The sequence below is a fragment of the Mitsuokella sp. oral taxon 131 str. W9106 genome (assembly GCF_000469545.1).
Classification (GTDB): Bacteria; Bacillota; Negativicutes; order Selenomonadales; family Selenomonadaceae; genus AWVT01.
In genome coordinates, this window is sequence record NZ_KI273050.1 from 65,607 (window position 1) to 91,221 (window position 25,615).

Here is a 25,615-nt window from a genome sequence, read left to right on the forward strand (position 1 = left end):
GAGCATAAAAAGTGGGAGCGGTCCAATTGGGCGGTCAGCGAGAAGACAGATGGAGCGCAGAATGAACGCGCAAGGGATCGCGTAGACGCGCAGGAGCACTCTTGGAGCAGATCGCGCGATAAACTCAATGCATATCCTCGCGCAGGCAAGCGAGACCCTGCACAGTCAGCGTTGTACCGCCGCGCCCGCGCGCGAGAGTGACATAGCCGAGGCGGGAAAGCCGCTCGAGACGGTGCCTTGCGCTCTGCTCGCTCAGGTAGCCCTGCCGCTCGGACACTGCTTCTGCAAGCCGCTTTCGCCCGATATGCTGATGGTTATTGGATGCTTCGTACAGCAGCTTTAGCAACAGCATGTCCGTGGCGTCGCATGCGGGAAACGCCATTGGATCCAGTTCGTTTCGAAAATCAGCCGAAGCCGTAGCAGGCCTCGGCTCTTTTATTTGGGCATCCGTCCGCAGACGGATATGCTCAGGGAGGTTTTGCGGCAGGAATCCCTCGCCGATGTTGACCATGTACTCCATGCAGTTTTTGAGTTCACGGATATTGCCCGGCCAATCGTAGCACTGAAAGATGTGCATGGTCTCTTGCGGGAAATCCGTATGGATGCCGTGCTGCTTCAGAAAGAACGCGACGAGTTCAGGGATGTCGTCGGCGCGCTCGCGAAGGGCGGGAATTTTGATGTTGAACACGTTCAGGCGGAAGTAGAGGTCGAGTCGAAATTTTTTCTGCCGTACGAGTTCGTAGAGATCCATGTTTGTCGCGGCAATGATACGGATGTCGATTGGGATTGGATGGACGCTGCCCACGCGGATAATCTCGCGTTCCTGCAGGACGCGCAGAAGCTTTGCCTGCATATCCATGGGAATCTCAGAAATTTCGTCGAGGAAGATCGTGCCGCCGCTCGCCGCTTCGAAAAGACCGTGCTTTCCCTTTCGGCTTGCACCGGTGAAGGAACCTTCTTCGTAGCCGAAGAGTTCGCTTTCCATGAGCGAACCCGAAAGTGCAGCACAGTTGAAGGCGATGAATGGGGCGTCTGCGCGCGGCGAAGCGTTGTGGATCGACTGGACGAAGAGCTCTTTCCCCGTTCCGCTTTCGCCTTCGATGAGGATATCGCTGCTGCTCTTTGCGGCGCGCTCAGCAAGGCGCAGGATACGATGCAGATTGGCATTGCCCCCTTGTATGTCACGAAAGCTGTACTTCGTGTGGCTGCCCGCATGGCGCAAGGCGTATGCCATTCGATCGCTTTGGCTCTCGATGCTTTCGCGTGCGCGCAGGAGGAGCATGCCTTCCTGCAGGTTTTCGTCATGAAAAACAAGGGATTTGCTGAGGAGATAGTCCTTTCCTTTGATGTGAATAAGTTCATCACGGATGGGCGATCTGTCCATGAGCATGGGCAGGAGTCTTTCGGGAAACAGATTCACCAGCGGAAGATTGATGAGCTGATGCTCTGAGGGCGGAAAGATTTCCGCCATTTTCTTATTGTAGATATGGACGTGGTAGTTGGCATCGAAGATGAGTGCGGCGTCGTCGAGCATATCGAGCGTTCCCGATACGCTTGCATGCGTTTCGTGAAACTGGTTGAGCATTTCGACGAAGCCGGGGTTCAGCGGCATCATGTCGCGCTCGTGACCGCGCAAGATGGCGAGTGTTTCGGTTGATACGAGGTTGAGTGTCGTCAGGATATCGAACAGGCTTGAGACGTCGACAAGGCGTGGCCCGATCTCGATGATGTTCGCGATATGCTTCGGCACGTAGTCGCGCTCGTTGACGGTGATTGCGTAGCGGATATGCGCGTAGGAATCCGATTTCGTATTGTCAAACGGGATGAGCTTGACGTTGCGCAGGCCGAGCTCATAGAGGACCGAGATCGTTTGGATCGCCATTTGCCAATACGTGTTGACGACGAGAACCTCCGCGCGGGATGGGATCATGACAATCCGCTCCCACGCTTCGCGTGAGACCGTGCGCCGCACGATGATGACAGGCGTATGCGGCAGAAGGTACTTGCGTATGCGTTCACCGACTTCCTGCGAGGGGACGAGTGCGAGATCGCAGTTGATGTACGGCTTGATGCCCGCTTCGAGCGAGTAGCTTGAAAACTCCATGTAGGCGGAAAAGAGCGATTGCAGCTGATAGATGAAATGCAGGCGGTCACGCAGCAAGATAATAGCGACTTGGTATTTGCGCATAGAGCAAAAACCTCCAATTCCAATGGAATAAACCAATTATAAAGCCAATTCGACCAATTTTACAAGAAAAGAGATAAAAGAAGGCGTAAAACCAGGCGAAAAAGTTGGCACGAAACTTGCATTTATCCTATCATAGGTTGCGTTTATTTCTACAGGGGGGATTTTCAATGGGAAACGAAACACCATTCGCGACTCCTGCACAGGAGAAGCCCGTGCCTTGGTACGGTTATGCGTCGCTTTTGTTCGCGATACTGTTCTTCTCCGGGCTCTTCGCGACGATGCAGGGCTGGCTGCAGGCGTTTGACTACACGACGCTGCTTGGGAAGTATGGGACAGTTGCGAGTGAGAGCGGCGCCGCGACGACATTTATCGGGCAGTCGGGGACGGGCGCACGGCAAGGCTTCATCTTCGGCCTTAGCCTCGCTCCATGCGTCATGCTTGCACTCGGCATCGTCGAAGTCATCACGCATCTGCAAGGGCTCCGCGCCGCACAGAAAATGCTTACGCCGCTTCTTCGCCCGCTTCTCGGCATACCGGGAATAGCAGGGCTTGCACTCATTTCGAGCCTGCAAAGCACGGATGCGGGGGCGATCATGATGCGTGAACTGCGCGATACGGATATGCTTACGGATCGCGAGCGCTTGATCTTTGCGGCGTTCCAGTTCAGTGCGGACGGCACGATCACAAACTACCTCGGCACGGGATCTGCGCTGTTCGTCATGATGAATGTCCCGATCCTCATGCCGCTCATCGTCATCTTTGTCTTTAAGTTCGTTGGAGCAAATCTCATACGTATTTACCTCAAGCGCTACACGGAGGAGGCCCTAAAAGGATGAATCAGTCACTCATTGATGTCTTCGTCGAAGGCGCGAAAAAAGGTCTTCATATCAATCTGACAAGCATGCTGCCGAATCTCGTCATGGCATTCGTCTTGATCCAGTTCCTGAAGATCACGGGGGTATTGACGCTCCTCAGCAAAGTGTTTGCACCATTCATGGGAATCTTTGGATTGCCGGGCGAGGGCATCATGGTGCTCTTTTCCGCATGGCTCTCGATGGGCGGCGGCGTCGGTGCAGCGGCAAGCCTTTTTGCGGACGGAACGCTTGACGCGCGGCACATCTCGATCCTCATTCCTGCGATCTTCTTGATGGGTGCGCAGGCGCAGTACATGGGACGCTGCCTCGGTACGGCAAATATTCCGAGCAAGTTTTACCCGCCGCTGCTCTTGATTTCCATCGTCAATGCACTGCTTGCGATGCTTGTCATGCGATTTTTGGCCTGACGCATCAAGCTTACGGTTTGGCAAATAAAAGGAGAGATTATCATGGAACCATTTCGCTTGGAATCCTACCTGAACGACCTGAAGTACCTTGTGAACTTCGACAACGGCAGCTACAATGCCGCAGGCGTGCGCAAGGTGGCGACGTTCTTTGAGAAGAAGTTCGCCGGTACGATTTGGAAAACGGAGCTGATTCCCGTCGAGGGCGGCAAGGTCGGTCCTTGCCTTAAGGCCACGAATACGGATACAGACGATTACGACGTCGTCCTGCTCGGACACATGGATACGGTATTCGGGGACGGCGAAGCGGCGAAGCGTCCCTATGCGATTGATGAAAAAGGCATCGTGACGGGCGTCGGCGTCAGCGATATGAAGGGGTGCCTGCTTTTGGGATTCTACGCGCTCGCTGAACTCACGAATGCGGGAAAGCTGGAAGGGACGAAGATATGCTTTCTTTTCAACAGCGACGAGGAGACCGGGTCGAAGTATTCGGGCAGGCTTGTCGAACGGATCGCGCGTCACGCAAAACACTGCATCTGCATCGAGGCGGCGCGTGGAAACGGCGCGATGGTCAAGGCCCGCAGTGGGATCGCTGACTATGATCTCATGGCGACGGGAAAGGCGGCACATGCGGGCAATAACCCGCAGGAAGGCAGTTCGGCGATCCATGAGCTTGCCCATTGGATCATCGAGCTGCACAAGCTCAGCAATTATGCCGTCGGCACTTCGGTCAACGTCGGTGTCATCCGCGGCGGCACGGGGCGCAATGTCGTTGCCGATCATGCGGAAGCAGAAGTCGATGTCCGCTTCAGGAGCCAGGCGGAACACGATCGCGTGAAGCAAGGCTTCGAGGCACTGGCAAAGCAGCAGTTTACAAGCGGTGGCGCAAAGGTGACGTACGCCTATCGGCTCAACCGTCCGCCGATGGAAGCGACGCCGGCATCGCTTGCAATCTGTGACCGCGTCTCGGCACTTGCGAAGGAGCTTGGCATGGAGGATGTCTCGTGGGTTCGGGCGGGTGGCGGCTCGGATGCCAACACCACCGCTGCGATGGGGATCCCGACGATCGATGGTGCAGGACCTGTCGGTGCAGGTGGCCACAGCGCAAGAGAGTGGCTTGACTCAAAGTCTGTCGAACCGCGCATGAGACTTCTCGAAGAGACGATTCTCTACCTCTGCGGCAAGCGCAAGTAGGAAAAGGCAAGCAATTGAAGCGATTTTTGAATGGAACCCAAATATGAACATTGTTCATTATTTTTGTTTATGCCGATATATAAAATATTTATAAAGGTGTTGCGCGAGCAACACCTTTCTTGTTTCTTCCATGCTATACTAAGCGTAAATAAAGCGAAGGAAGAGAGGAGGGGACTCATGGTGGAGCTGAAATCATTATTTCAGAAACACACGTTGGCCTGCCTGGCGGGGGGCTTTGTCATCGGCGTTGCGGCGTGCGGCATCGGCGCTGGGTTGATGTCCTTTTCAGGTTCGCCTGCGTTCTGCGGCACTTGCCATTCCATGAAGCACGAGGCATGGACTTTTGCAGCGTCCAGCCATCGCAATCTCGAATGTACGGACTGCCACCTGCCGCATGACAATATGGTGCACTACATCGCCGAGAAAGGCCGGACGGGCATGCTCGACACGTACCATGAGGTGCTGCGCGACTATCCGGCACGCATCAAGCTTTCAGCGGATGGGCACCAGACCGTAAACGACAACTGCCTGCGCTGCCACAAGGCGACGATGGGCGAGGTCCATGCGGTCGTCGGAACGCCGATGGATACGGGTGGCGACTGCTTGAAGTGCCATAGCCGCATTGCGCATGGTTCGAACCATCTCGAGGGAGGGATCAAAGTTGAGTAAGCTACAGAAAATCATCGCTGCTGTCGTAGCGGTCTGCGTCCTGTTCTTCGGCTTCGTCGTGGTTCGCATCGGCGCAGCTCCGAACGACTCGACCGTCAAGCTGGCGAAGATACCGGATGACAAGAAGATCGGAAAGGAAGCATACAAGGACGCGTACCCGCTGCAGTACAATTCCTTCATGAAAAACAATGAGATGCTGCCGTCCCCGACGGGATACGGCGGATCGCTGAAGGGCAACTCGCACTTGGAGGAGCAGCCCGAAATGCTTGAGAACTTCAAGGGATATGCCTTCGCGAAGCAGTACGACGACGACCGCGGGCACACCTACGCGGGCGAGGACTTCAAGGAGACGAAGCGCCTGCCGGGTCAGAAGGGGGTCTGCATCACCTGCAAGGGCTCGTACATGTACGACGTCTACTACAAGCAGAGCGGTTGGGAGTATGCCTCCAAGCCCGTCGAGGAAGTCATGGCACCGATAGAGGACGACCAGTGGTTCGGCTGCTCGACCTGCCACGACCCCGACACGATGGAGCTACGCGTCTATCAGCAGGGCTTCATCGACTCGATGGCACGCCGCGGCGTAGACGTCTCGAAGGCTTCGCATAACGAAATGCGCGCCTATGTGTGTACGCAGTGCCACAACGAGTACTACTTCATGGCAGAGGACAAGCGCGTCAACCATCCATGGGACAACGGGCTGGACGCGGAGAGCGAGTTCCAGTTCTACCAGTCGGGACAGGCCGGCGCATTCAAGCAGGACTGGATTCATGCGGACAGCAAGACCCCGATGCTGAAGGCGCAGCATCCGGATTTCGAGGCTTGGTCGGACAGCGTCCATGCCGATGCCGGCGTCACCTGCGTGGACTGCCATATGCCGTACATGCGCAAGGACGGACAGAAGTACACCTCGCACTGGATGACGAACCCGCTTCACACGACGCAGGAATCGTGCATGAAGTGCCACGACGAGAGCGCGGAAACGCTCAAGGCCCGCGTCCAGACCATCGGCGACAACACGTTCAAGCTTCAGCGCATCGCAGGCCAGACGGTCGCAAAGGCGCATCTTACGGTCAAGGCGGCGATGGATGCCGGCGCGACGGACGAGCAGCTTGCAGCAGCGCGCCTCACACTCCGTGAAGCGCAGTGGTACTGGGATTGGGTCGCAGCAGAGAGCAGCATGGGCTTCCATAACCCAAGCAAGATGATGCGCACGCTCGGCCTTTCCATCGACAAGGCGCATCAGGTTATCGAGATGACGAATGCAGTGATGAAGGGAAGTCTCTAGGACGACGCTCCCTCATCATAGTGGCCGTTCATAGGAAAAAGCCTTTCCGAAGCAGGGAAGGCTTTTTCCTTTTGCGGGACGGGCGGGACGGATGGGACGGATGGAGAGGGAGAAAGCTGCATTGACAGGATTCCACGGGAAATCTATAATAAACAGGGATTTTCTTATTTGAATGGGATGACAAGGTGGATGGCATGAATTTCAATCTCGACCTGATGATTAGCTCGTTCCCGCTCTTGCTCTTAGGGGCGGGCATCACCATCAAAATCACGGTGCTTTCGGTGGCGCTCGGTATGGTGATTGGTCTCTTTGTGGGCATTGCCCGCATTTCGAACATCCGAATTTTTCGCGCTGCGAGCGCCGTCTATATCGATTTCTTTCGCGGGACGCCGCTGCTCGTGCAGATCTTTCTCGTCTACTTTGCGCTTCCCGTCGTGACAGGGCAGCGCGTTGATCCATTTGTCGCCGCAATCGGTGCATGCGGCATCAACTCCGGCGCGTATGTCGCAGAGATTTTCCGCGCGGGCATCCAGTCCATCGACGAAGGACAGATGGAGGCAGGTCGTTCGCTTGGCATGACATGGGGGCAGACGATGCGCTACATCATCGTGCCGCAGGCATTCAAGCGCGTCATTCCGCCGCTCGGCAACGAGTTCATCGCGCTCCTCAAAGATTCCTCGCTCGTGTCGGTCATCGGCTTCGAGGAGCTTACGCGCCGCGGCCAGCTCATCATCGCGAAGACATACGGATCGCTCGAAATTTGGATTTCCGTCGCGATCATCTACCTTGTGATGACGCTGACGATTTCGCGCTTTGTCGCGTATTTGGAGAGGAGGTTCCGCGCTGATGATAAGCATTGAGGGACTCAAAAAGTCGTTTGGCGAGGTTGAAGTCCTAAAGGGAATCGACCTTTCCGTCAAGGAAAAGGAAGTCGTCGTCATCATCGGCCCGTCCGGCTCCGGCAAGAGCACGCTGCTGCGCTGCATGAACTACCTCGAAGAGCCGACAGCAGGGACGGTCGCCGTCGATGGCATCGTCCTGGATGGCGAGGCGAACATCAACAAGGTGCGCGAGGAGGTCGGCATGGTCTTCCAGCGGTTCAATCTCTTTCCACACATGACGGTTCTCGCCAATATCATGCTCGCACCGATGAAGGTACGGCACATCGAAAAGGCAGAGGCGGAAAAGACGGCGCAGGAGCTTCTCGCACACGTTGGTCTCGAGGGCAAGGCGACCGCCTATCCACCGCAGCTTTCGGGCGGGCAGCAGCAGCGTGTCGCGATCGCGCGTGCGCTCGCGATGAAGCCGAAAGTCATGCTGTTCGATGAGCCGACATCGGCGCTCGATCCTGAGATGGTCGGCGAAGTGCTCGACGTCATGCGCAGGCTTGCCGAAGACGGCATGACGATGGTCATTGTGACACACGAGATGGGGTTTGCGCGCGAGGTCGGTGATCGGATTCTCTTCGTAGACGACGGACGTATTCTGGAGCAGGGCGCGCCTGCGGATGTGTTCGAGCATCCGCGGGAAGAGCGCACGCGCATTTTCCTGTCGAAAGTCCTATGATTATTCGTGTGTTCTACAGGAACGGCAATATTTTGTCAGACGATTAATTGACATTCTGAGGTAGACCTGTTACAATCTAAACAAGAAGAAGTGTTTCATCACATGGAGCTTTTGCATGCGGTAGGGCATCGTTTCTTCCGATTTCTTCGGAGGCGAGGTCCACGGCCTCGCCGGGGCAGCTTTTTTAGGAGGAGTCTGTATGGTTGGCAAAGTAAAATGGTTCAGTGCGGAAAAAGGCTATGGCTTTATTGCCCGCACGGGCGGCGATGATGTGTTTGTGCATTTCTCCGCTATTCAGGGGGACGGATTCAAAAACCTGAATGAAGGGCAGGACGTAACGTTCGACATCGTCGAAGGAGCGCGTGGCCCACAGGCTTCGAATGTCGTCAAGCATAGCTGAAGTTGTTTTTACTCCAATCGAAGGGTGTTCGGCATGGTCGTGCCGGGCACCCTTTTCATATGGTCCCTATTTCGAGCATGAGCATGAAAGATTTCAGATTTTTTGCGTAATAAAAGAAGGGTTTGCGCGCAATTTGCCGAATAAGTATATATGGCCAAAGAATTCAGAAGGAATTCAAAATACAAGAAAGGGGATGTGTCGCATGGCAACATTCACTGTAAGAGGCAAAAACATCGAGATCACTCCTTCGCTTCGTGAGTACGTGGAAAAGCGGGTAGGAAAGGTCACGAAATACTTCGAGAAAGTCGGCGAAATCTCGGTGCTGCTGACGGTGCATAAGGGGCGTCACATCGTGGAGGTCACGGTTCCCGTGCAGGGCGGCGTTCTTTTGCGCGGCGAGGAAGCGACGATGGATATGTACACGTCGATCGATCTCGTCGTCGAGAAACTCGAACGCCAGATTCGCAAGCAGAAAACGAAGCTTGAGCGTCGCTTCCGCCAAGGAGGATTCAAGGCTGAGGCGCTCGCTGCCGGACCTCTTTCCGATCAGCGTGATGAGAGCGACGAGTACGCCGTCGTCAAGACGAAACGCTTCCATGTGAAGCCCATGGATGTGCAGGAAGCGATCATGCAGATGAATCTCCTCAATCACAATTTCTTCGTGTTCCGTGATGCAGAGACGGAGGAGGTCAATGTCGTCTATCGCCGTACCGATGGAAACTACGGTCTCATCGAGCCGAACGAGTAGGGCATCGAAACGCAGGTGAAATGGGTATGGAAGCCGGCGGCAAAGGGAAAACCTTTTGCTGTCGGCTTTTTGCTTGCGATATGTGATATAATAAAGAACGATATTTTATTGCAGTGGAAAAGGAGGACAGACCATTGGCATGGAAGCGTATCTTAGTGAATGCGGACGATTTTGGACGCCATGTGTGCATTAACCGCGCCGTGGAAGAGGGCGTGACGGACGGAATCCTGCGGTCAGCGACGCTCATGGCGGGTGGCGCAGCATTTGCGGATGCCGTCGTGCGCGCACATCGCTTGCACGCGCTCGGCGTCGGCATCCACTTTACGCTCGTCAACGGGAACCCCGTCCTCGCAGCCGATGTGATTCCGTCACTCGTGACGGACGAAGGCGTATTCTATGCGGATTATGGCACATTTGTCAAGCGATTTCTCATGGGCAAGGTGCGCATGGAAGAAGTGCGCGCGGAGCTCGGTGCGCAGCTCGAAAAGATCGAGATGACGGGGCTTTCCTTGACGCATGCGGACAGCCATCAGCACCTTCACGTCCTGCCGGGCGTACTCGATGCGGTGCTTGACCTCATGAAGGAGAGCGGGATTCCCGCGATGCGCGTGCCGCGCGCATCGCTCTTTGCTGGCGAATTCGGCGGCATCGGGCAGCTCGTCGGGCGCATGGGGCTGAGCCTTCTCGCCGCACGCGCGGCACGCGCGGCAAAACATCGTGGCATCGCTTGCCCCGACCACTTTGCGGGCATCGTTGCGGGCGAGGCGGTCAGCGAATCGGAAATGGATCGTATCATTATGGATCTTGCGGCGGGCACGACGGAGGTCATGATCCATCCCGGCACGGACACGGAGCGCCTTTCGCGCGAATGTGCATGGGAACATGATTTTGAGGCGGAGCTTTGCGCTGTGTGCAGTACAAAGATCAAGGAGCGGCTGGCAGAGATCGGGGCAGAAGCCGTGAATTTCCGCGCGTTATCGGATTCAGGCCATGAGACAAAGGGAATATGACCATGGAAAAAATTACGATAATCGTGCCTTGCTACAATGAGCAGGAGGTCATCGAAAAATTTTATCGCGAGACATCGCGCGTGTTTCGTACCGTTGACGGCATCTCGTTTACGTACCTTTTCGTCGATGACGGAAGCCGGGACGGAACGCTCGCGGCGATCAAGGAACTGGCCCGTGCGGACAGCCATGTCTCTTATATGAGCTTTACGCGCAACTTCGGCAAAGAGGCGGCGATGATGGCAGGTCTCGACTACGCCGAGGGCGATGCCGTGATCCTCATGGACGCCGACCTCCAGCACCCGCCGGAGCTTGTTCCAAATCTCATCGAGTGGTGGCATAAGGGATATGACGACGTTTCGGCGAAGCGCACGGATCGCGCGGATGAGGCGTGGTTCAAGCGGACGATGGCAAATTTCTTCTATCGCTTGCTGCAGCTCGTGAGCCGCTATGAGGTGCAGCGCGACGTCGGCGACTTCCGCCTGCTCGATGCCCGCTGCGTGGCGGCGCTTCGCCTCATGCGTGAGAACCAGCGATTCACGAAAGGCATGTTTACGTGGATCGGCTTCAGGAAGAAGGAGATCCCTTTTAAGGTGCAGCCGCGCGCAGGCGGACATACGACATGGAATTACTTTGCGCTCTACAATCTCGCAATCGAAGGGCTCACGTCGTTTACGACGGCACCGCTTCGCCTTACGACGTTCTTTGGTCTGTTCGTCTCGCTGCTTGCGATCCTCTACATGATTTTCGTCGCAGGGCGCGCGATGCTCTACGGCGATCCCGTGGCAGGCTACCCGACACTCATGACGATCATGCTGTTCTTGGGCGGCGTGCAGCTGCTGTCGCTCGGCATCATCGGCGAGTATTTGGGCCGCGTCTTTACGGAGAGCAAGCACCGTCCTGTCTATCTCATCGATTCATTTGACGGGCGGCGCGTGACCTACGCGAGCCCTGTTCAGCGTGAGACGGATACAGGAAATGGAGAGGAACAAAACGATGACAAGGCATAAAGGCCTGCAGACGGCAGTCGTGGCGCTTTCGATATTCGCCCTGCTCTATGCACTCAATAGGATGATGCCGCTTCACCGTGATGACTACGACTACTCGATGGTTTGGATGACGGCACGGCATATCACCTCGTTTGGCGATGTCCTCGAATCGGTCTGCCGTCACTATTTGCTCCACGGCGGGCGCGCGGTGACGGTGTTCTTCCTCGATACGTTCCTCTTGCTCGGCAAGAGCGTGTTCGATTTTGCGAATGCGCTCGTATTCCTCGCGCTCGTCGTACTCATGGCAATGCATGCGCGGCGCGGTGCTGCGTTTTGGCGCGAGCCAGGCATTTTCGCGGCAGCAGGTCTCCTCACATGGCTTTGCCTGCCACATTTCGGCGAGGTCGCCGTATGGAAGAGCGGCTCGACGGTCTATCTTTGGTCTGCCGTTCCCGTGCTGCTCTTTCTCCTGCCATACAATGTCCACCTGCGGGTGATCGGTACAGGCAAGGAAGGCACTTTATCGCATCGCCGGATTTTCGCCGTTCCGCTATTCTTGCTCGGCATCGTCGCGGGCTGGTCGGTCGAAAATCTTGCCGTCACGACGGTGGTCGTTTCGGCAGGCATTTCTTTTTACGCGTACCGCAAGGGCGCGATGATGCCATGGATGCCGGCAGGTGCGCTCGGCGCGCTCCTCGGCCTTATTGGCCTCATCGGCGCACCTGGCAATTTCGTGCGCTACGATGCGCAGGGAAGCGGAAAGGGGATCCTGACGCATATCGGCAACCAGTTTGCGGGAAACGGCGAGATGGTGCTCTATATACTTCCCGCTATCTTGCTGCTCATTCTCGCGTGGCGCCTTTATCGCCTGCGTATGGCAGGGGAGGAAGTGGGGACACCGTCGGAAAGAAAGCACGGGATCGGACGCTTCCTTCTCGCGGCATTCGTCGCGTTTCTCGTCGTTTCGTACTTCAACGGCGGCTTCGTCGCGTGGGCGCTCCGCGATTTTCTCGTTGGGCATGTTCTCGTGCCACTTGGACTGGACAAGCCGAAGACGATCGATCACTTCAATAATATAATGCATGGCTTTGAGGAGATGGCGATCTACTGGCTCGCGATTTTCCTTTTCTATTCGTGGGGGAAGGAAAGGCTCGGGCTCCAGAAGGCGCGCATCCGTGCGCTTGCCCCTGTGCCAAGGTGTGCCGTGCTTGCGCGGTTCCCTGTGGCGAAATACGCTTCCAGGCTCATTGCGCTCGCGCTTTTCAACAATTTCGTCATGATTGCTGCGCCGACATTCCCCGCACGCGCGACATTCAGCTCGACGGTCATGATTCTCATCGCGGTGCTCGCTGTCCTGCGCGACCCTGTCGTCGCGGCGCCGATCGCTGCACGCGGACGGAAGCTGCTCGTCACGGCGGGAGGCGCGCTCGGCACCTTTACGATGGCCGCAGCGCTCGTCATCACGCACGAGATGGACGAAGCAAACGCCGCGCGTCTCGCGATCGTCGAGCGGGCGGCAGCTTCGGGGAACCCTATCGCCTGCATGGAGCCGATCAGGCGCAAGAACCGCGCGCTTCGCCATGTTTTTTTCGTCGATTTTGATAATGGCGTGACGAAGGACGGCCTCTGTAAGTATTTCGGCATTGCGAACATCAAAGTGACGGGGGCGAAGTGACGTGCCCTCGCTTTGCCGCTGCATTGACTTCCATAGGGTGGTCTGCTAATATGGTAACGATGAATAAACGGACGGATCCATATATTATAGATAAAAGTAGGAGTTGATTTGTTTGCTGGGATTCATCAAGCGATTCTTGGGTGACAATAACGATAAGGAAATTGCGCGCTACCGTAAAGTCGTCGAGACGATCAACGCGCTTGAGCCGAAGTACGAAGGCATGACAGACGACAAGCTCACGGGGCAGACGCAGCTCTTTCGCGAACGCTTGGAAAACGGCGAGACGCTTGAAGATATTCTGCCGGAGGCATTCGCCGTCGTGCGCGAGGGATCGCGCCGCGTGCTCGGCATGCGCCATTTCGATGTACAGCTGATCGGCGGCATGTGCCTGCACGAGGGGAAGATCGCCGAAATGCGGACAGGCGAAGGCAAGACGCTCGTCGCGACGCTTCCCGTCTACCTCAATGCACTGATGGGCAAGGGCGTCCACATCATCACGGTCAATGACTACCTCGCAAGGCGCGACAGCGAGGAGATGGGGAAGCTCTACACGTACCTCGGGCTTACGGTCGGCCTTGTCGTGCACGATATGGACTTTCCTGAGCGCAAGTTCGCATACAGCCGCGATGTCACGTTCGGTACGAATAACGAGTTCGGCTTTGACTACCTGCGTGACAACATGGTCATTTCCGCGGATCAGATGGTGCAGCGTCACCTTCACTATGCGATCGTCGATGAGGTCGATTCGATCCTCATCGACGAGGCGCGTACGCCGCTCATCATCTCAGGACCCGGCGCGAAGTCAACGGATATGTACGCCGTCATGGCGCGTGCCGTCGCGGGGCTGAAGGAGAATATCGACTACAAGGTCGACGAGAAGCAGAAGACGGTCGCGCCGGTCGACGAGGTCGTGCCGAAGATCGAGAAACTTCTCGGCATCACGAACCTCTACGCACCCGAGAACATCGAACTCTCGCATTGCTTCACGGCAGCGCTCCGCGCAAAGGCACTCATGAAGCGCGACCGCGACTATGTCGTCAGGGGCGATGAGATCGTCATTGTTGATGAGTTCACGGGGCGTCTCATGGAAGGCCGTCGGTACTCGGACGGCCTACATCAGGCGATTGAGGCGAAGGAGGGCGTCAAGATTCAGCGTGAATCGCAGACGCTCGCGACGATCACGTTCCAAAACTACTTCCGCATGTACGACAAGCTCGCGGGCATGACGGGCACGGCAAAGACGGAAGAGGACGAGTTCATCAAGATATATAACCTGCCCGTCATCGTGGTGCCGACGAACAAGCCTGTGAAGCGCATCGATCACCCTGATCTTATCTTTAAGACGAAGCGCGCGAAGTACAAGGCTGTCGGCTTTGCCGTCGAAGAGCTTTATGCGAAAGGGCAGCCCGTGCTCATCGGCACGACGTCGATCACGCAGTCGGAAGAGCTCAGCGCGATTTTGAAGCGCCACGGAATACCGCATAGTGTGCTCAACGCGAAGTTCCACGAGAAAGAAGCGGAGATCATTGCGAATGCCGGTCAGATGGGGGCCGTCACGATCGCGACAAACATGGCAGGACGCGGCACGGATATCAAGCTCGGCGAAGGCGTCGCGGAGCTCGGCGGGCTCTTCATCATCGGTACGGAGCGCCACGAGTCGCGGCGTATCGATAATCAGCTCCGCGGTCGTTCGGGACGCCAAGGCGATCCCGGCGAATCGCGCTTTTACCTTTCGCTCGAAGACGACCTCCTGCGTCTCTTCGCCTCGGAGCGCATCGCGAAAATCATGGATCACCTCGGCATGGAAGAGGATGAGCCGATCGAGCACAAGATCATCACGAACTCCATCGAGCACGCGCAGAAGAAGGTCGAGGCGCGGAACTTCGACATCCGCAAGCACGTCCTCGAATACGATGATGTCATGAACCAGCAGCGCGAAGTCATATACGGCGAACGGCGCAAGATCCTCCTCGGCGACAACCTGCGCGAGAACATCATCGGCATGGTCAACCACATCATCAAGACGGAGATGAACCAGTACGCGAGCGCCGATCTATACCCAGAGGAATGGCAGCTCGACGGACTCATCGAGGACGCGGAGAAGATATACGCACCTGAAGGCAAGCTCAAGAAGGAAGAGCTTGCCGCGATGAGCCGCGATGACCTCAAGGAAACACTCGAAGGGATCGCGGAAGAGGGCTATCGGCAGCGCGAGGCGCTCTTCGGCGAAGAGAATATGCGCGAGCTGGAGAAGGTCGTCATGCTTCGCGTCGTCGACAGCAAGTGGATGGAACATTTGGATCGTATGGATATGCTGCGCGACGGCATCAACCTGCGTGCCTATGGCCAGCGCAATCCGCTTGTCGAGTACAAGATCGAGGCGCTCGATATGTTCGAGGAGATGGAGGCGGCGATCCAGGATCAGATTGCGTCGCTCATCTATCATGTGAGCATCGTGACGCCGGAGCAGGCGGCAGAGAATGCGGCAGCGGAACGCGCGCGTGCCGAGGAAGCGATCCGCAAGCAGAAATCGCAGATCGAAGATCACCTCAAGACGGCACAGGCTTCGCATGGCGATACAGTCAGTGCGGCTGAGGCGAAGAAGCCGAAGCAGGCTGTGAGCAAGAAAGTCGGACGGAACGATCCTTGCCCCTGCGGCAGCGGCAAGAAGTACAAGAATTGCTGTGGAAAAAACGCATGAGATGCGGCATGCACACCCCCTACGGAAAGGAATAAGATGCTAGAAGAACTAAAGCCCCGCCTCAGCGAGCTAAACGAAAAGCTCGGTCAGATGGAGATCTCGCTCGAAGTCCCCGCGAAGGAGGAGAAGATCGCCGAACTTGAGTACAAGATGGGCGAACCCACCTTTTGGGACGATGCGGAAGCGGCGCAGAAGATCAATCAGGAACTAAACGACGTCAAGATCAGCGTCGATAAATACAAAGGGCTTCGCGCGAAGTTTGAGGACGCGCAGACGCTTTGGGAGATGGGCATGGAGGAAGGCGACGAAAGCATGGAGGAGGATGTAAAAGCCGACCTCGATGCGGTCGCTGGCGGGCTCGAGTCCCTGCAGCTTGAAGTGCTGCTCTCAGGGCCGTACGATGCGAACAACGCGATTCTGACGCTCCACGCGGGGGCGGGCGGAACGGAGGCGCAGGACTGGACGCAGATGCTTCTGCGTATGTATGGCCGATGGGCGGAACGCCACGGTTTTGCCGTCGAGACGGCGGATCTCCTGCCAGGTGATGAGGCGGGGGTCAAGAGCGCGACGATCTTCATCAAAGGGCACAATGCCTACGGCTTCTTGAAGTCGGAAAAGGGCATCCACCGCCTCGTGCGCATTTCGCCGTTTGATGCCAATGCACGTCGCCATACGTCGTTTTCGGCATGCGACATCATGCCGGAGATCGACGATGCCGTCGAAGTCGACATCAATATGTCGGACGTGCGCGTCGATACGTACCGCGCATCGGGCGCAGGCGGCCAGCACATCAACAAGACGTCGTCCGCCGTCCGCATGACGCATGAACCGACGGGCATCGTCGTCCAGTGCCAGAACGAGCGCTCCCAGCTCCAAAATCGCGAACAGTGCCTCAAAATGCTCCGCGCAAAGCTTTTTGAGCTCGAATTGGAGAAGAAAGAGGCGGAGCTTGCGAAGCTCGAAGGAGACCAGCAGAAGATCGAATGGGGCAGCCAGATTCGCTCCTATGTATTCCAGCCTTACACGATGGTCAAGGATCATCGCACGAATGCCGAGACGGGCAACGTACAGGCTGTCATGGACGGCGATCTCGACATGTTCATCCGCGCGTTCCTCGCGGCGAAGGCGAATCACGAGATCTGACGCAGCAGGCAGAATGAGATGAGGTTTGTTCAAAATCCGGCCAGACCTCATCTTTTCTATTTATTCTATTTATGATTTATGGCGGCGGGTGCCAGGGAGGGGAGAAAATGCGAAAAGCCTTGACTATTCTAGGCTTGTTCTTCATAATATTAGTCGTAATTGCGGAGTTCGTCCTGCCGGGAATCGTGCGCGGGACGCTCCGGACGAAGGCGGAGGGGCGGCTCGCGACGTCGGATGTGACGGTCACAGTGGACTCTGCGCCCGCTGCACTCCTCGCGCTCGGCGAGGCACAGGCACTGCACATTGTCGCACATCAGGCAAAGGTCGGCGACGTCACCGTACAGGAACTCACGCTAGACGGAAAGGGCGTACGTCTTGACGTGCCGGCACTCGTGCACGGCGAGGGGATCCGCGTGCGTCGCGCCGATGCGCTCCAGATCCGTGGGATCATTTCGGAGGACAATCTGCGCGAGGCCATCGCAGCGAAGATCGACCGCCTCGAAGACGTCGCCGTGAAGATTTCGCCGGACGGCGTGCTCGCGACGGCGCGCGTGAAACTCTTCGGACGGAAGGCGGATGTCGAACTTGAAGGAGACGTCGTCGAAGACGGCGGCGCACTCTATTTCCGCATGAGCCGGCTAAACGTCAGGAATGCGCTTATTGGCACGGCAAAACTCTCGGATATGTTCGGCAGCTTCGAACTCGCGCCTGCGAACAAATTGCCGTTTGGGCTGAAACTTCAAAGCGTCACGCAGAAGGACGGCAGGATTGTCCTCGTAGCGGAGCGCAGGAAAGACAAAGATTGACATAAATTAAGGTGGATTCATTACCATGAAGGATTTTCGATACAATCGCTTCCTCATTTTGGTCATTGCCTTCGGGCTTATTGCGGCGCTTTTGATCGGCATCGAACGTCATCACGTCGAGCGTGCGAGCCAGCAGGTCGATCTCGCGATCGACTACGAGGGGCTTCAGGAACTCGCGCAGCGCGAGGGCATGGAAGAAGCGGATGTGCTTCGCGCGGCGAGGGACGCGGGCATCCACTCGCTCGCCGTCTACGAGACGACATTCAAGAAGCTCAATGCAAACGGCAAAGTGACGGCAATCGCGGGAAGCGACATCCTCGCACGCTACCATGCGGGTGCGCTCAGCGACGAACGCTGGCGTGCGCTCGTCGCCGCAGGCAGGATCGTCGGCACGGAAGCCTATGTCGTCGGAAACGACGCGCAGACTTATCGCGAGGTGAAGGAAGACCTTTTCCGCCGTCTTGGAAGGAGCCGCGTCACGGTGCTTTCCGTCGGCGATGAGGAAGTGCTCGCCGTCAAAGCGCATTACGAATCGCTGCTCAAGATGAATCTTGGCATGCCGACGGACGAAATGCGCGCCGTCAACGCAGCAGGGTTCCAAGTCCTCGCGCGTCCGAGCAACTACGAAAACTGCTCGGCAGAGGATGTTTCGGCCGTCTTTTCGCGCATGGATGGCATCGACATATCGGAGATCGTATTCTCAGGCGCGCAGACGCTTGGCGCACCGAAATCCCTGCAGGCGACGATCGACGCGATGAAGGCGCGTGATCTCACGTTCGGGCTGATCGAGGCGACGACACAGCTTCAGTTCTACAAACAGGACGGCATGGAAGAGATCGCAAAAGGGCTCGGCTACGATAAGGTCGCACGCCTCTACGCGATCCCGAAGGACGAGCAGCCGAAGATGAAGATCGCGGATGCCGTCGAGCGTTGGGCGAATACGGACGAGGAGCGCAATATCCGCATCGACCTCCTGCGCATCTACGACAAGCCGTCGCCGAACATGAGTCTCTTTGAGACGAATATGAAGTATTTCCACGACACAAGGGACAAGATCACTGCGAATGGATTCACGATCGGCCCGGCCGGCACGTTTGCTAGGTACGAGCCGCTGCGCAGCCTTCGCGCACTCATCGCACTCGGCGTCGCGGCAGCAGGCGTGCTCTACCTCTCGCTCGTCATCCCCCGGCTCAATGCGAGTCCGAAACACCAGTACATCCTATTTGGCATCTTTGGCGCACTCGCGGCGATCCCCATCATGATGGGAAACGGATCGAAGATTCGCGTTATCGCGGCACTCGCGAGCGCAAACCTCTTCCCTGCGCTCGCCGTCATTTGGCAGCTCGACCGCGTGCGTCATTTTCGTGCAAAAGCGCGCATCGCGCTTTTGCATCTCATCGTGACAGCGGCACTCGCGCTCTTTTTGGCGGGGGCGATGTCGTATGTCGGTGCGGCATACCTTTCGGGTTCGCTCGCGGATACCCAGTATTTCCTTGAATTTAACATCTTCCGCGGCATCAAGCTCACGTTTGTCCTGCCGCTCCTCTTCGTTGCGATTGCATTTTTGCAGCGCTTCGATATTTTCGACGGCAGGATGGATGCGACAAAAGGCGTCATCGCGCAGGTCAGGCACATCCTCGATACGCCCGTCAAGGTCGGCACGCTTATCGGTCTCTTCTTTGTCCTCGTAGCGGGCATCGTGCTTGTCGCGCGAAGCGGTCATACGTCCGGCATGCCCGTCTCCCATTGGGAGCTGCAGTTTCGTGCATTCTTGGAGCAGACGTTCTACGCGCGTCCGCGCACAAAGGAACTGCTCATCGGGCATCCCGCTTTCATGCTCGCGGCGATGGCGCTCCTCCGCAAGTGGCCGACGATGGTCTTCTTCGTGTTTGTGCTCATCGCGACGATCGGACAGGGTTCGATGGTCGAGACGTTTGCACACATGCGGACGCCGATCTACATGTCCTTTATGCGTGGCATCGGCGGCCTCGTGCTCGGCGCCGCTGTCGGTGCGGCCGCGATGGTCTGTGTCGAGATCTGGCAGGCAATCATGGCGAAGGCGAAAGAGAAGGAGAGTCAGGCGAACTGATGGAGAAACGGATTGTCGTATCTGGCTACTACGGGGCAAAGAACGCAGGCGATGAAGCCATGCTCGCGGCCATGCTCGAAGTGCTCCGTGACCTCGACCCAAAACTTCATATTACGGTGATTTCGGCAAGCCCGAAGGATACGGCAGAGCGCCATGGCGTAGAGGCGGTCTCATGGATATCCTTGCCCGCCATTTTCGATGCACTCGCGCATGCTGATATCCTTCTGAGCGGTGGCGGAAGCCTTCTGCAAAATGTCACGAGCAGGAGAAGCCTCTACTACTATCTCGCCATTATATTTCTTGCACGTATGCTCGGCAAGCGTGTCATGCTTTATGCGCAGGGGATCGGACCGATTATCGGTCATGTCGCAGAGACGGCTATGCGCTTCGTGCTGCGCGGCGTCGACTGCATCACGGTGCGTGACAAAGGCTCGCTCGAAGAGCTTATGCGACTTGGTATCCAAAGGCCAAAGACTCGATGCACGGCCGATCCCGTGCTCGCGATTCACCCTGTGACGCGCGAAGCGGGGCGCACGATATTTGATGCGTATCACGTGCGGGAAGACCTGCCTGTCGTCGGCATATCCGTGCGCGACTGGCAGCACGAACAGGCGTTCAAACAGGTCTTTGCCGAGGTATCGGATCGCATCGTGCGCGAGCTAGGCGCGCAGGTCGTATTCCTGCCCATGCAGTTTCCAGAGGACGTGCGGGCGGCGAAGAGCATCGCTGAGCGCACGCACGAGTCCTGTGCGGTGCTCGCGGGCGAGTATACGACGGCGGAATTTCTCTCGCTCGTCGGCAACATGGATCTCATGCTCGGCATTCGCCTTCACGCACTCATCTTTGCGGGCGTCATGAACGTGCCGCGCATCGGCATATCCTACGACCCAAAAGTTGATCGGTTCCTCGCTTCGATCGGCGAGCGCCCCGTCGGCAATCTTCGCACGATCACGGTGGAGGCTCTCATGAAAGCGGTGCATACGGCGTGGGATCAGCGGAGGGGGCGGGAACATACGCTGCCGATGAAGCTTCGCGAACTCGCTGCAGAGAACGCGCATATGGCGCTCGAACTCATTTACGATTAAGAGAACGAGGGATTTTCTCCCGTTCTTTTTCTTTTTTTCATAAAACTATGATACAATTAAAAAGGTTATGTTACATGACGGAGGAATCGCTTGCATGATCCAAATGCGAAATGTATCAAAGGTCTATGAGAACGGTGCCGTGGCACTCGATCAGATCAACGTAACAATAGAAAAGGGCGAGTTCGTGTTCATCGTCGGCGCGTCCGGTGCGGGGAAGTCCACCTTCATCAAAATGCTGTTCCGCGAGGAGCTTCCAAGCGAGGGGGAGCTCCTCGTAAACGGGCACGACGTCGTGCGCATGGCGCGCGCGGACGTGCCGTTCCTCAGGCGTGGGCTCGGTGTCATCTTTCAGGACTACCGCTTGCTGCCCGACAAGACGGTCTTCGAGAACGTCGCATTCGCGATGCAGGTCATCGAGGCGCCGCGCCGCATCATGCAGCGCAGCGTCAACTCGGTCTTGGACGTCGTCGGGCTTCGCGAGAAGTACCGCTGCTTCCCTTCGCAGCTTTCGGGCGGCGAGCAGCAGCGTGTCGCGATTGCACGCGCACTCGTCAACGCGCCCGACATCCTCATCGCTGACGAGCCGACGGGAAACCTTGACCCCGAGACGAGCTGGGATATCATGGACATTTTCAAGCGCATCAATGCAGCGGGGACGACGATCGTCATGGCGACGCACGACAAGCGCATCGTCGACACGATGAAGAAGCGCGTCATTGCGATCGAGGATGGGCGTATCGCCCGCGACGAGGCACGGGGGGCATACGGCTATGAAGATTAGGACAAGCGAATACTTCATTCAGGAGGTATTTCGCTCGCTGCGGCGCAACAACTGGATGACGTTCGCCTCGATCAGTACGGTCGCCGTATCGCTTTTCGTGCTCGGCGTATTCCTCATACTCGTCCTCAATATGAATCGCATGGCCAATACACTTGAATCCCAGGTGCAGATCAGCGTCTACTTGCAGGACGGAATCAACAAGAGCGACCGTGAGGACATGGAAAAGGATATCGAGCACATGCAGGGCATCGAGCGTGTTGTCTTTGTCGATCGCGATACAGCGAAAGAGCGCCTCGCAGAGCGCCTCGGCGATCAAAAATACCTGCTCGATGCGCTCGGAGACAAGAATCCGCTGCCAGACGCCTTCGCGGTCACAGTCAAGCAGCCCGACCTCGTTGAGACGGCGGCGACGGCGATCGAGCAAATGCCGGGCGTCGAATCGGCAAAATACGGGCAGGACGTCGTCGCGCATCTCTTCGATATCACGCGCCTCATGCGTCTTTTTGGCGTTGCGCTTATGGCGCTTCTCGCAGGCGCGACGATTTTCATCATCTCGAATACGATACGCCTGACGGTCTTTGCGCGGCGCAAGGAAATCGCCATCATGAAGTACGTCGGCGCAACGGATTGGTTTATCCGCTGGCCGTTCCTGCTTGAAGGCATCGTCATGGGGTTTGTCGGCGGCGTTTTGTCAGCGATCGTGCTGCGCAGCTTCTATGCGGCGATGGCGTCGAAGATCTACAGCACATTGGCGTTCTTTCCGCTGATGCCGCAGTACCCGTTCATGAACTACGTCAGCGCAGCGATCATCTTTTCGGGCATGGCAGTCGGTGCCATCGGCTCGACGATTTCGCTGAAGCGATTCCTAAAGGTATGAGAGGCGATGAAGTTGAATCGAACGATAGAAAAGGGTGCGGCGCTTGTGCTTGCAGCGCTTCTCCTCGCACCGCAGTTCTCGCTCGCGTCACCGGAGGACGATAGGGCAAGCTATGAGGAGCAGGCGGCGGAAAAGCTCAAGGAGAGCAATGCCATACAGGGAAAGCTCGATTCCATCTCGGAAGAAAAGCGTCAGATCGACGAGGAAGCGGACGCCGCGATCGCCGAGCACAAGGCGCGGCGCGCGGAGCTCCTTGAGACGCAGAGCCGCATGGAGGAGAATGAGGCGCGCATCAAGACGCTGCAAAAGGACTACGACAAGCAGAGCACAAGGCTCGGCGAGCGCGTACGCGATATCTACATCAACGGCCAGATATCGTACCTCGACGTGCTCTTTGGGGCAAAGGACTTTCAGGATCTCATGACGCGCATGGATCTTCTGAAGCGCATCATCAAGCAGGACTACGACCTCGTGCAGGTCGTCATCGCGGAAAAGGACGAGATCGAGGACAAGCAGAAGGCACTCGCGAACGACCGCGACAAGCAGGCGGCGCAGGAAAAGAAGGCGCGCCTTGCACGCGAGGACATGGAAGCGAAGGTGCGCAAGCGGCAGGCGATCATCGACAAGCTCAAGACGGACAAGGCAACGATTGACCGTCAATACGACGAGCTCGTAGCGGCGTCGAAGCAGATCACGCAGATGCTCCAAGCGAGCCGCATTGCAAATGCACCCATTTCGGGCAGCGGCGCGATGATCTGGCCGGTCAACGGCTCAGTGACGAGCGGGTTCGGTTGGCGCGTCCATCCGATCACGGGCACACAAAGGTTCCACAGCGGCGTCGACATCGGCGGCGACTACGGGCAGGAAATCCACGCAGCGCAGAGCGGCACGGTTGAGTTTGCAGGATGGATCTCGGGCTACGGAAACGCCGTCATCATCAACCACGGAGGCGGCATCTCCTCGCTCTATGGGCATTGCCAGTCCGTTGCCGTCAGCGTCGGACAGAGCGTAAGCCAAGGTGAGACGATTGCATACGTCGGCTCGACGGGCAACTCGACGGGACCGCACTGCCACTTTGAAGTGCGCCAGAACGGGGAGCCCGTGAATCCCTACAACTACTTGTAAGGAAATCGGATGATCCTCATTTCCATAAGGATAGGGTATGACAAAGAAAAAAATCGTTTTGATCATGGTGCTGACGGCGATCATGTCAGCAGGTCTCACGATAGGCGCGATATGCGCTGCGTTGGGACTCGACGCAGCGCGGGCAGCCAATATGGCACGCTTCTTTGGCGTCATGCGGCTCATCGAGATGCGCTACGTCACGCCGGTGGACGATGAGACGCTCATCGACGGTGCGATTTCAGGCATGGTGCAGTCGCTCGACGACCCGCATTCGATTTACATGAAGGCCTCTATGTTCAAGGAACTGCGCGAGCAGACAGAAGGCGAGTTCGGCGGTATCGGCGTGACGATGGGCTTCAAGGATTCGAAAGTCACGATCATATCCGTCCTGGAGGGAACGCCGGGCGAGGCGGCAGGCCTCATGGCAGGCGATGAGATCATTGCCGTTGACGGCACGTCTGTGACCGAGTGGCAGCCGGAAGAGGTTGCACTCCACATCCGCGGCGAGATCGATACGAACGTTGTGCTGACCATTCGCCGCGCGGGAGAGGACGATCACGACTACACGCTTACGCGTACGACGATCAAGATTCACTCCGTCAAGGGAAAGATGATCGACGGAACGCAGATCGGCTATCTCCGCATCGCGTCGTTTGCCGAGCACACGGGCGAGGAGTTCAAGCAGGAGCTTTCCGCGCTCGAAGCACAGGACATGAAAGGGCTCATCCTCGACCTTCGGCAGAATCCGGGCGGTCTTATCACGAGCTGCGTCAAGGTGGCAAATGAAGTCGTGCCGAAGGGGACGATCGTCTCCGTGGTCGAGCGTGACGGCTCGAAAGAGGAGTACACATCCTCGCTTGAAGCACCGAAGTACCCGATTGTCGTTCTCATCGACGGCAACAGTGCGAGCGCGTCCGAGATCCTATCCGGTGCCCTGCAGGATACGGGGGCGGCGACGCTCGTCGGCACGACGTCGTACGGAAAGGGGTCGGTGCAGATGGTGCTGCCGCTCCTGCACGACGACGGCATCAAGCTCACGATTGCAAAGTATTACACGCCGAACGGGCGCAGCATCGACGGCACGGGCATCACGCCCGATGTCGAGGTGGGCTTCTCGCCCGGCGATACGCAGGATGTACAGCTTGAAAAAGCAGAAGAAGTGATGGAAGAGAAGCTCGCGCAGTAAAGGGGGATAGCAGTTGGACAGAACGAAGATCGGTATGGGACTCCTGTTCGTCGGCGGCTTATGCGCTGTCCTTCCGTTCCAGTTGCCGCTTCTTTTGGAGCCTTATGGCATGCCTCTTGCCATGGAGGCGGCAGGGCATGGTGAGGTCGCGGACTTTGCCCCTGTCCTGATTGGCGCGGGACTCTTTCTCGCCGCAAAGAGCTTGCAGGGAGCCGTGGAAAAGGTCGGCATCAGCGAGGGGCTGATTCGCCTCGTCGGCGGCATGTTCTTTTTCAGCGGGCTATGCGATGCCTTGCAGGTGCTTCTTTCGGTGTCGGATGCTACGCTTCCGCTTCAAGCTGCCGTGGACAACGCGGAGAGAATCTTCCTGCCCTTGGCGTTTCTCGCCTGTATCGGCCTCTTTTGCCGGCGCCGTGTCTGCTTTGGCAGGCTGCAGATGGAGCCGAGCCTTGCCGTCATGCTGCTGCGCTTTGCGCTCGTCTTTTCCCCCATCTTCTTTCCCATCGTGCTTCTCTGCAATCTGGAATGGATCCCTGGCCCCTTGCTGCTCTTTAGCTCTGTGAGCGTGTATGCCGGCCTGGTCATCGGGCTCTTGATCCTGCAGGAACGCGCCGTAGAGAACCTCGCGTTTGGAACGGGGGAGCTTTCCCAAAGCGAGTGGGATCAGACCCTTGCGTATCACCGCAGGCAGCTGCGAGGCAGCATCCTGTTCGTCGCTGCGCTCTACGCATTCTCCTGCCTCGTGCTCGGCGCGCTCCTCGCTCTGATGGATGCGCTCCATGGCGTTGGCTGAAACGGATTGAAAAAATAAAAGCGGCATTC

General features: G+C 57.2%; 23 protein-coding genes. 22 read left to right on the forward strand and 1 reads right to left on the reverse strand.

From position 1 onward, the window contains the following. Window positions 1-124: 124 nt before the first annotated feature. On the reverse strand, window positions 125-2,188 hold the full coding sequence (locus tag HMPREF1985_RS00320; protein ID WP_021770406.1) for a sigma-54 interaction domain-containing protein: 2,064 nt from the start codon (window positions 2,186-2,188) through the stop codon (window positions 125-127). 167 nt (window positions 2,189-2,355) lie between these two features. Between HMPREF1985_RS00320 and HMPREF1985_RS00325 the strand changes: the two genes are divergently transcribed. The 22 genes from HMPREF1985_RS00325 (at window position 2,356) to HMPREF1985_RS00430 (ending at window position 25,586) form a co-directional block, all read left to right on the forward strand. Then, on the forward strand, window positions 2,356-3,024 hold the full coding sequence (locus HMPREF1985_RS00325) for a hypothetical protein (RefSeq protein ID WP_021770407.1): 669 nt from the start codon (window positions 2,356-2,358) through the stop codon (window positions 3,022-3,024). Next, window positions 3,021-3,470: a YjiG family protein gene (locus tag HMPREF1985_RS00330; protein WP_021770408.1), complete on the forward strand. Its 450-nt coding sequence runs from the start codon at window positions 3,021-3,023 to the stop codon at window positions 3,468-3,470. Before HMPREF1985_RS00325 ends, HMPREF1985_RS00330 begins: the two co-directional genes overlap by 4 nt. A gap of 42 nt (window positions 3,471-3,512) precedes the next feature. Then, window positions 3,513-4,661: a M20 family metallopeptidase gene (locus HMPREF1985_RS00335; protein WP_021770409.1), complete on the forward strand. Its 1,149-nt coding sequence runs from the start codon at window positions 3,513-3,515 to the stop codon at window positions 4,659-4,661. 180 nt (window positions 4,662-4,841) lie between these two features. Next, window positions 4,842-5,330, forward strand: a complete 489-nt coding sequence (locus tag HMPREF1985_RS00340; protein ID WP_040636598.1) for a cytochrome c3 family protein — start codon at window positions 4,842-4,844, stop codon at window positions 5,328-5,330. Next, window positions 5,323-6,615, forward strand: coding sequence for an ammonia-forming cytochrome c nitrite reductase subunit c552 (locus HMPREF1985_RS00345; RefSeq protein WP_021770411.1), 1,293 nt, complete (start codon window positions 5,323-5,325; stop codon window positions 6,613-6,615). Before HMPREF1985_RS00340 ends, HMPREF1985_RS00345 begins: the two co-directional genes overlap by 8 nt. A 194-nt stretch (window positions 6,616-6,809) precedes the next feature. Continuing rightward, entirely contained in the window at window positions 6,810-7,475 is a 666-nt protein-coding gene (locus tag HMPREF1985_RS00350) for an amino acid ABC transporter permease (protein ID WP_021770413.1), read from the forward strand. Beyond that, entirely contained in the window at window positions 7,462-8,181 is a 720-nt protein-coding gene (locus HMPREF1985_RS00355; RefSeq protein ID WP_021770414.1) for an amino acid ABC transporter ATP-binding protein, read from the forward strand. Before HMPREF1985_RS00350 ends, HMPREF1985_RS00355 begins: the two co-directional genes overlap by 14 nt. Before the next feature lie 199 nt (window positions 8,182-8,380). After that, window positions 8,381-8,581, forward strand: a complete 201-nt coding sequence (locus HMPREF1985_RS00360; RefSeq protein WP_021770415.1) for a cold shock domain-containing protein — start codon at window positions 8,381-8,383, stop codon at window positions 8,579-8,581. 202 nt (window positions 8,582-8,783) lie between these two features. Beyond that, window positions 8,784-9,329 carry a ribosome hibernation-promoting factor, HPF/YfiA family gene (gene hpf, locus HMPREF1985_RS00365; RefSeq protein WP_021770416.1) on the forward strand — a complete coding sequence of 182 codons (546 nt, stop codon included), beginning with the start codon at window positions 8,784-8,786 and terminating at the stop codon, window positions 9,327-9,329. A 134-nt stretch (window positions 9,330-9,463) separates the two neighbouring features. Continuing rightward, entirely contained in the window at window positions 9,464-10,339 is an 876-nt protein-coding gene (locus tag HMPREF1985_RS00370) for a ChbG/HpnK family deacetylase (RefSeq protein WP_051349016.1), read from the forward strand. A 2-nt stretch (window positions 10,340-10,341) separates the two neighbouring features. After that, window positions 10,342-11,346: a glycosyltransferase family 2 protein gene (locus HMPREF1985_RS00375; RefSeq protein ID WP_040636559.1), complete on the forward strand. Its 1,005-nt coding sequence runs from the start codon at window positions 10,342-10,344 to the stop codon at window positions 11,344-11,346. Further along, on the forward strand, window positions 11,333-13,000 hold the full coding sequence (locus HMPREF1985_RS00380) for a DUF3329 domain-containing protein (RefSeq protein WP_021770419.1): 1,668 nt from the start codon (window positions 11,333-11,335) through the stop codon (window positions 12,998-13,000). Before HMPREF1985_RS00375 ends, HMPREF1985_RS00380 begins: the two co-directional genes overlap by 14 nt. 112 nt (window positions 13,001-13,112) lie before the next feature. After that, window positions 13,113-15,701: a preprotein translocase subunit SecA gene (secA, locus tag HMPREF1985_RS00385; protein ID WP_021770420.1), complete on the forward strand. Its 2,589-nt coding sequence runs from the start codon at window positions 13,113-13,115 to the stop codon at window positions 15,699-15,701. 36 nt (window positions 15,702-15,737) lie between these two features. Further along, a complete protein-coding gene (gene prfB, locus HMPREF1985_RS00390) occupies window positions 15,738-16,844 on the forward strand; it encodes a peptide chain release factor 2 (RefSeq protein ID WP_021770421.1) in 1,107 nt (368 codons plus the stop codon). Between the two features lie 107 nt (window positions 16,845-16,951). After that, entirely contained in the window at window positions 16,952-17,650 is a 699-nt protein-coding gene (locus tag HMPREF1985_RS00395; RefSeq protein ID WP_040636563.1) for an LmeA family phospholipid-binding protein, read from the forward strand. A gap of 25 nt (window positions 17,651-17,675) precedes the next feature. Next, window positions 17,676-19,739, forward strand: coding sequence for a DUF5693 family protein (locus HMPREF1985_RS00400; RefSeq protein ID WP_021770423.1), 2,064 nt, complete (start codon window positions 17,676-17,678; stop codon window positions 19,737-19,739). Beyond that, entirely contained in the window at window positions 19,739-20,824 is a 1,086-nt protein-coding gene (gene csaB / locus HMPREF1985_RS00405; protein ID WP_021770424.1) for a polysaccharide pyruvyl transferase CsaB, read from the forward strand. Before HMPREF1985_RS00400 ends, csaB begins: the two co-directional genes overlap by 1 nt. A 94-nt stretch (window positions 20,825-20,918) precedes the next feature. Then, window positions 20,919-21,605: a cell division ATP-binding protein FtsE gene (ftsE, locus tag HMPREF1985_RS00410; protein ID WP_040636565.1), complete on the forward strand. Its 687-nt coding sequence runs from the start codon at window positions 20,919-20,921 to the stop codon at window positions 21,603-21,605. Continuing rightward, entirely contained in the window at window positions 21,595-22,482 is an 888-nt protein-coding gene (gene ftsX, locus HMPREF1985_RS00415) for a permease-like cell division protein FtsX (protein WP_021770426.1), read from the forward strand. Before ftsE ends, ftsX begins: the two co-directional genes overlap by 11 nt. Window positions 22,483-22,494: 12 nt before the next feature. Next, window positions 22,495-23,607, forward strand: a complete 1,113-nt coding sequence (locus HMPREF1985_RS00420; RefSeq protein ID WP_231385151.1) for a murein hydrolase activator EnvC family protein — start codon at window positions 22,495-22,497, stop codon at window positions 23,605-23,607. 37 nt (window positions 23,608-23,644) lie between these two features. Beyond that, on the forward strand, window positions 23,645-24,793 hold the full coding sequence (locus HMPREF1985_RS00425; RefSeq protein WP_021770428.1) for a S41 family peptidase: 1,149 nt from the start codon (window positions 23,645-23,647) through the stop codon (window positions 24,791-24,793). Between the two features lie 13 nt (window positions 24,794-24,806). After that, window positions 24,807-25,586, forward strand: coding sequence for a hypothetical protein (locus HMPREF1985_RS00430; protein WP_040636567.1), 780 nt, complete (start codon window positions 24,807-24,809; stop codon window positions 25,584-25,586). The last annotated feature ends 29 nt before the right edge of the window (window positions 25,587-25,615 follow it).

Excerpts from the sequence above, each read along its gene's own strand:
- HMPREF1985_RS00320 (WP_021770406.1), bottom strand. The coding sequence starts at position 2,188 with ATGCGCAAATACCAAGTCGCTATTATCTTGCTGCGTGACCGCCTGCAT.
- HMPREF1985_RS00325 (WP_021770407.1), top strand. The coding sequence starts at position 2,356 with ATGGGAAACGAAACACCATTCGCGACTCCTGCACAGGAGAAGCCCGTG.
- HMPREF1985_RS00330 (WP_021770408.1), top strand. The coding sequence starts at position 3,021 with ATGAATCAGTCACTCATTGATGTCTTCGTCGAAGGCGCGAAAAAAGGT.
- HMPREF1985_RS00335 (WP_021770409.1), top strand. The coding sequence starts at position 3,513 with ATGGAACCATTTCGCTTGGAATCCTACCTGAACGACCTGAAGTACCTT.
- HMPREF1985_RS00350 (WP_021770413.1), top strand. The coding sequence starts at position 6,810 with ATGAATTTCAATCTCGACCTGATGATTAGCTCGTTCCCGCTCTTGCTC.
- HMPREF1985_RS00355 (WP_021770414.1), top strand. The coding sequence starts at position 7,462 with ATGATAAGCATTGAGGGACTCAAAAAGTCGTTTGGCGAGGTTGAAGTC.
- HMPREF1985_RS00360 (WP_021770415.1), top strand. The coding sequence starts at position 8,381 with ATGGTTGGCAAAGTAAAATGGTTCAGTGCGGAAAAAGGCTATGGCTTT.
- hpf (WP_021770416.1), top strand. The coding sequence starts at position 8,784 with ATGGCAACATTCACTGTAAGAGGCAAAAACATCGAGATCACTCCTTCG.
- HMPREF1985_RS00375 (WP_040636559.1), top strand. The coding sequence starts at position 10,342 with ATGGAAAAAATTACGATAATCGTGCCTTGCTACAATGAGCAGGAGGTC.
- HMPREF1985_RS00380 (WP_021770419.1), top strand. The coding sequence starts at position 11,333 with ATGACAAGGCATAAAGGCCTGCAGACGGCAGTCGTGGCGCTTTCGATA.
- prfB (WP_021770421.1), top strand. The coding sequence starts at position 15,738 with ATGCTAGAAGAACTAAAGCCCCGCCTCAGCGAGCTAAACGAAAAGCTC.
- HMPREF1985_RS00395 (WP_040636563.1), top strand. The coding sequence starts at position 16,952 with ATGCGAAAAGCCTTGACTATTCTAGGCTTGTTCTTCATAATATTAGTC.
- HMPREF1985_RS00400 (WP_021770423.1), top strand. The coding sequence starts at position 17,676 with ATGAAGGATTTTCGATACAATCGCTTCCTCATTTTGGTCATTGCCTTC.
- csaB (WP_021770424.1), top strand. The coding sequence starts at position 19,739 with ATGGAGAAACGGATTGTCGTATCTGGCTACTACGGGGCAAAGAACGCA.
- ftsE (WP_040636565.1), top strand. The coding sequence starts at position 20,919 with ATGATCCAAATGCGAAATGTATCAAAGGTCTATGAGAACGGTGCCGTG.
- ftsX (WP_021770426.1), top strand. The coding sequence starts at position 21,595 with ATGAAGATTAGGACAAGCGAATACTTCATTCAGGAGGTATTTCGCTCG.
- HMPREF1985_RS00425 (WP_021770428.1), top strand. The coding sequence starts at position 23,645 with ATGACAAAGAAAAAAATCGTTTTGATCATGGTGCTGACGGCGATCATG.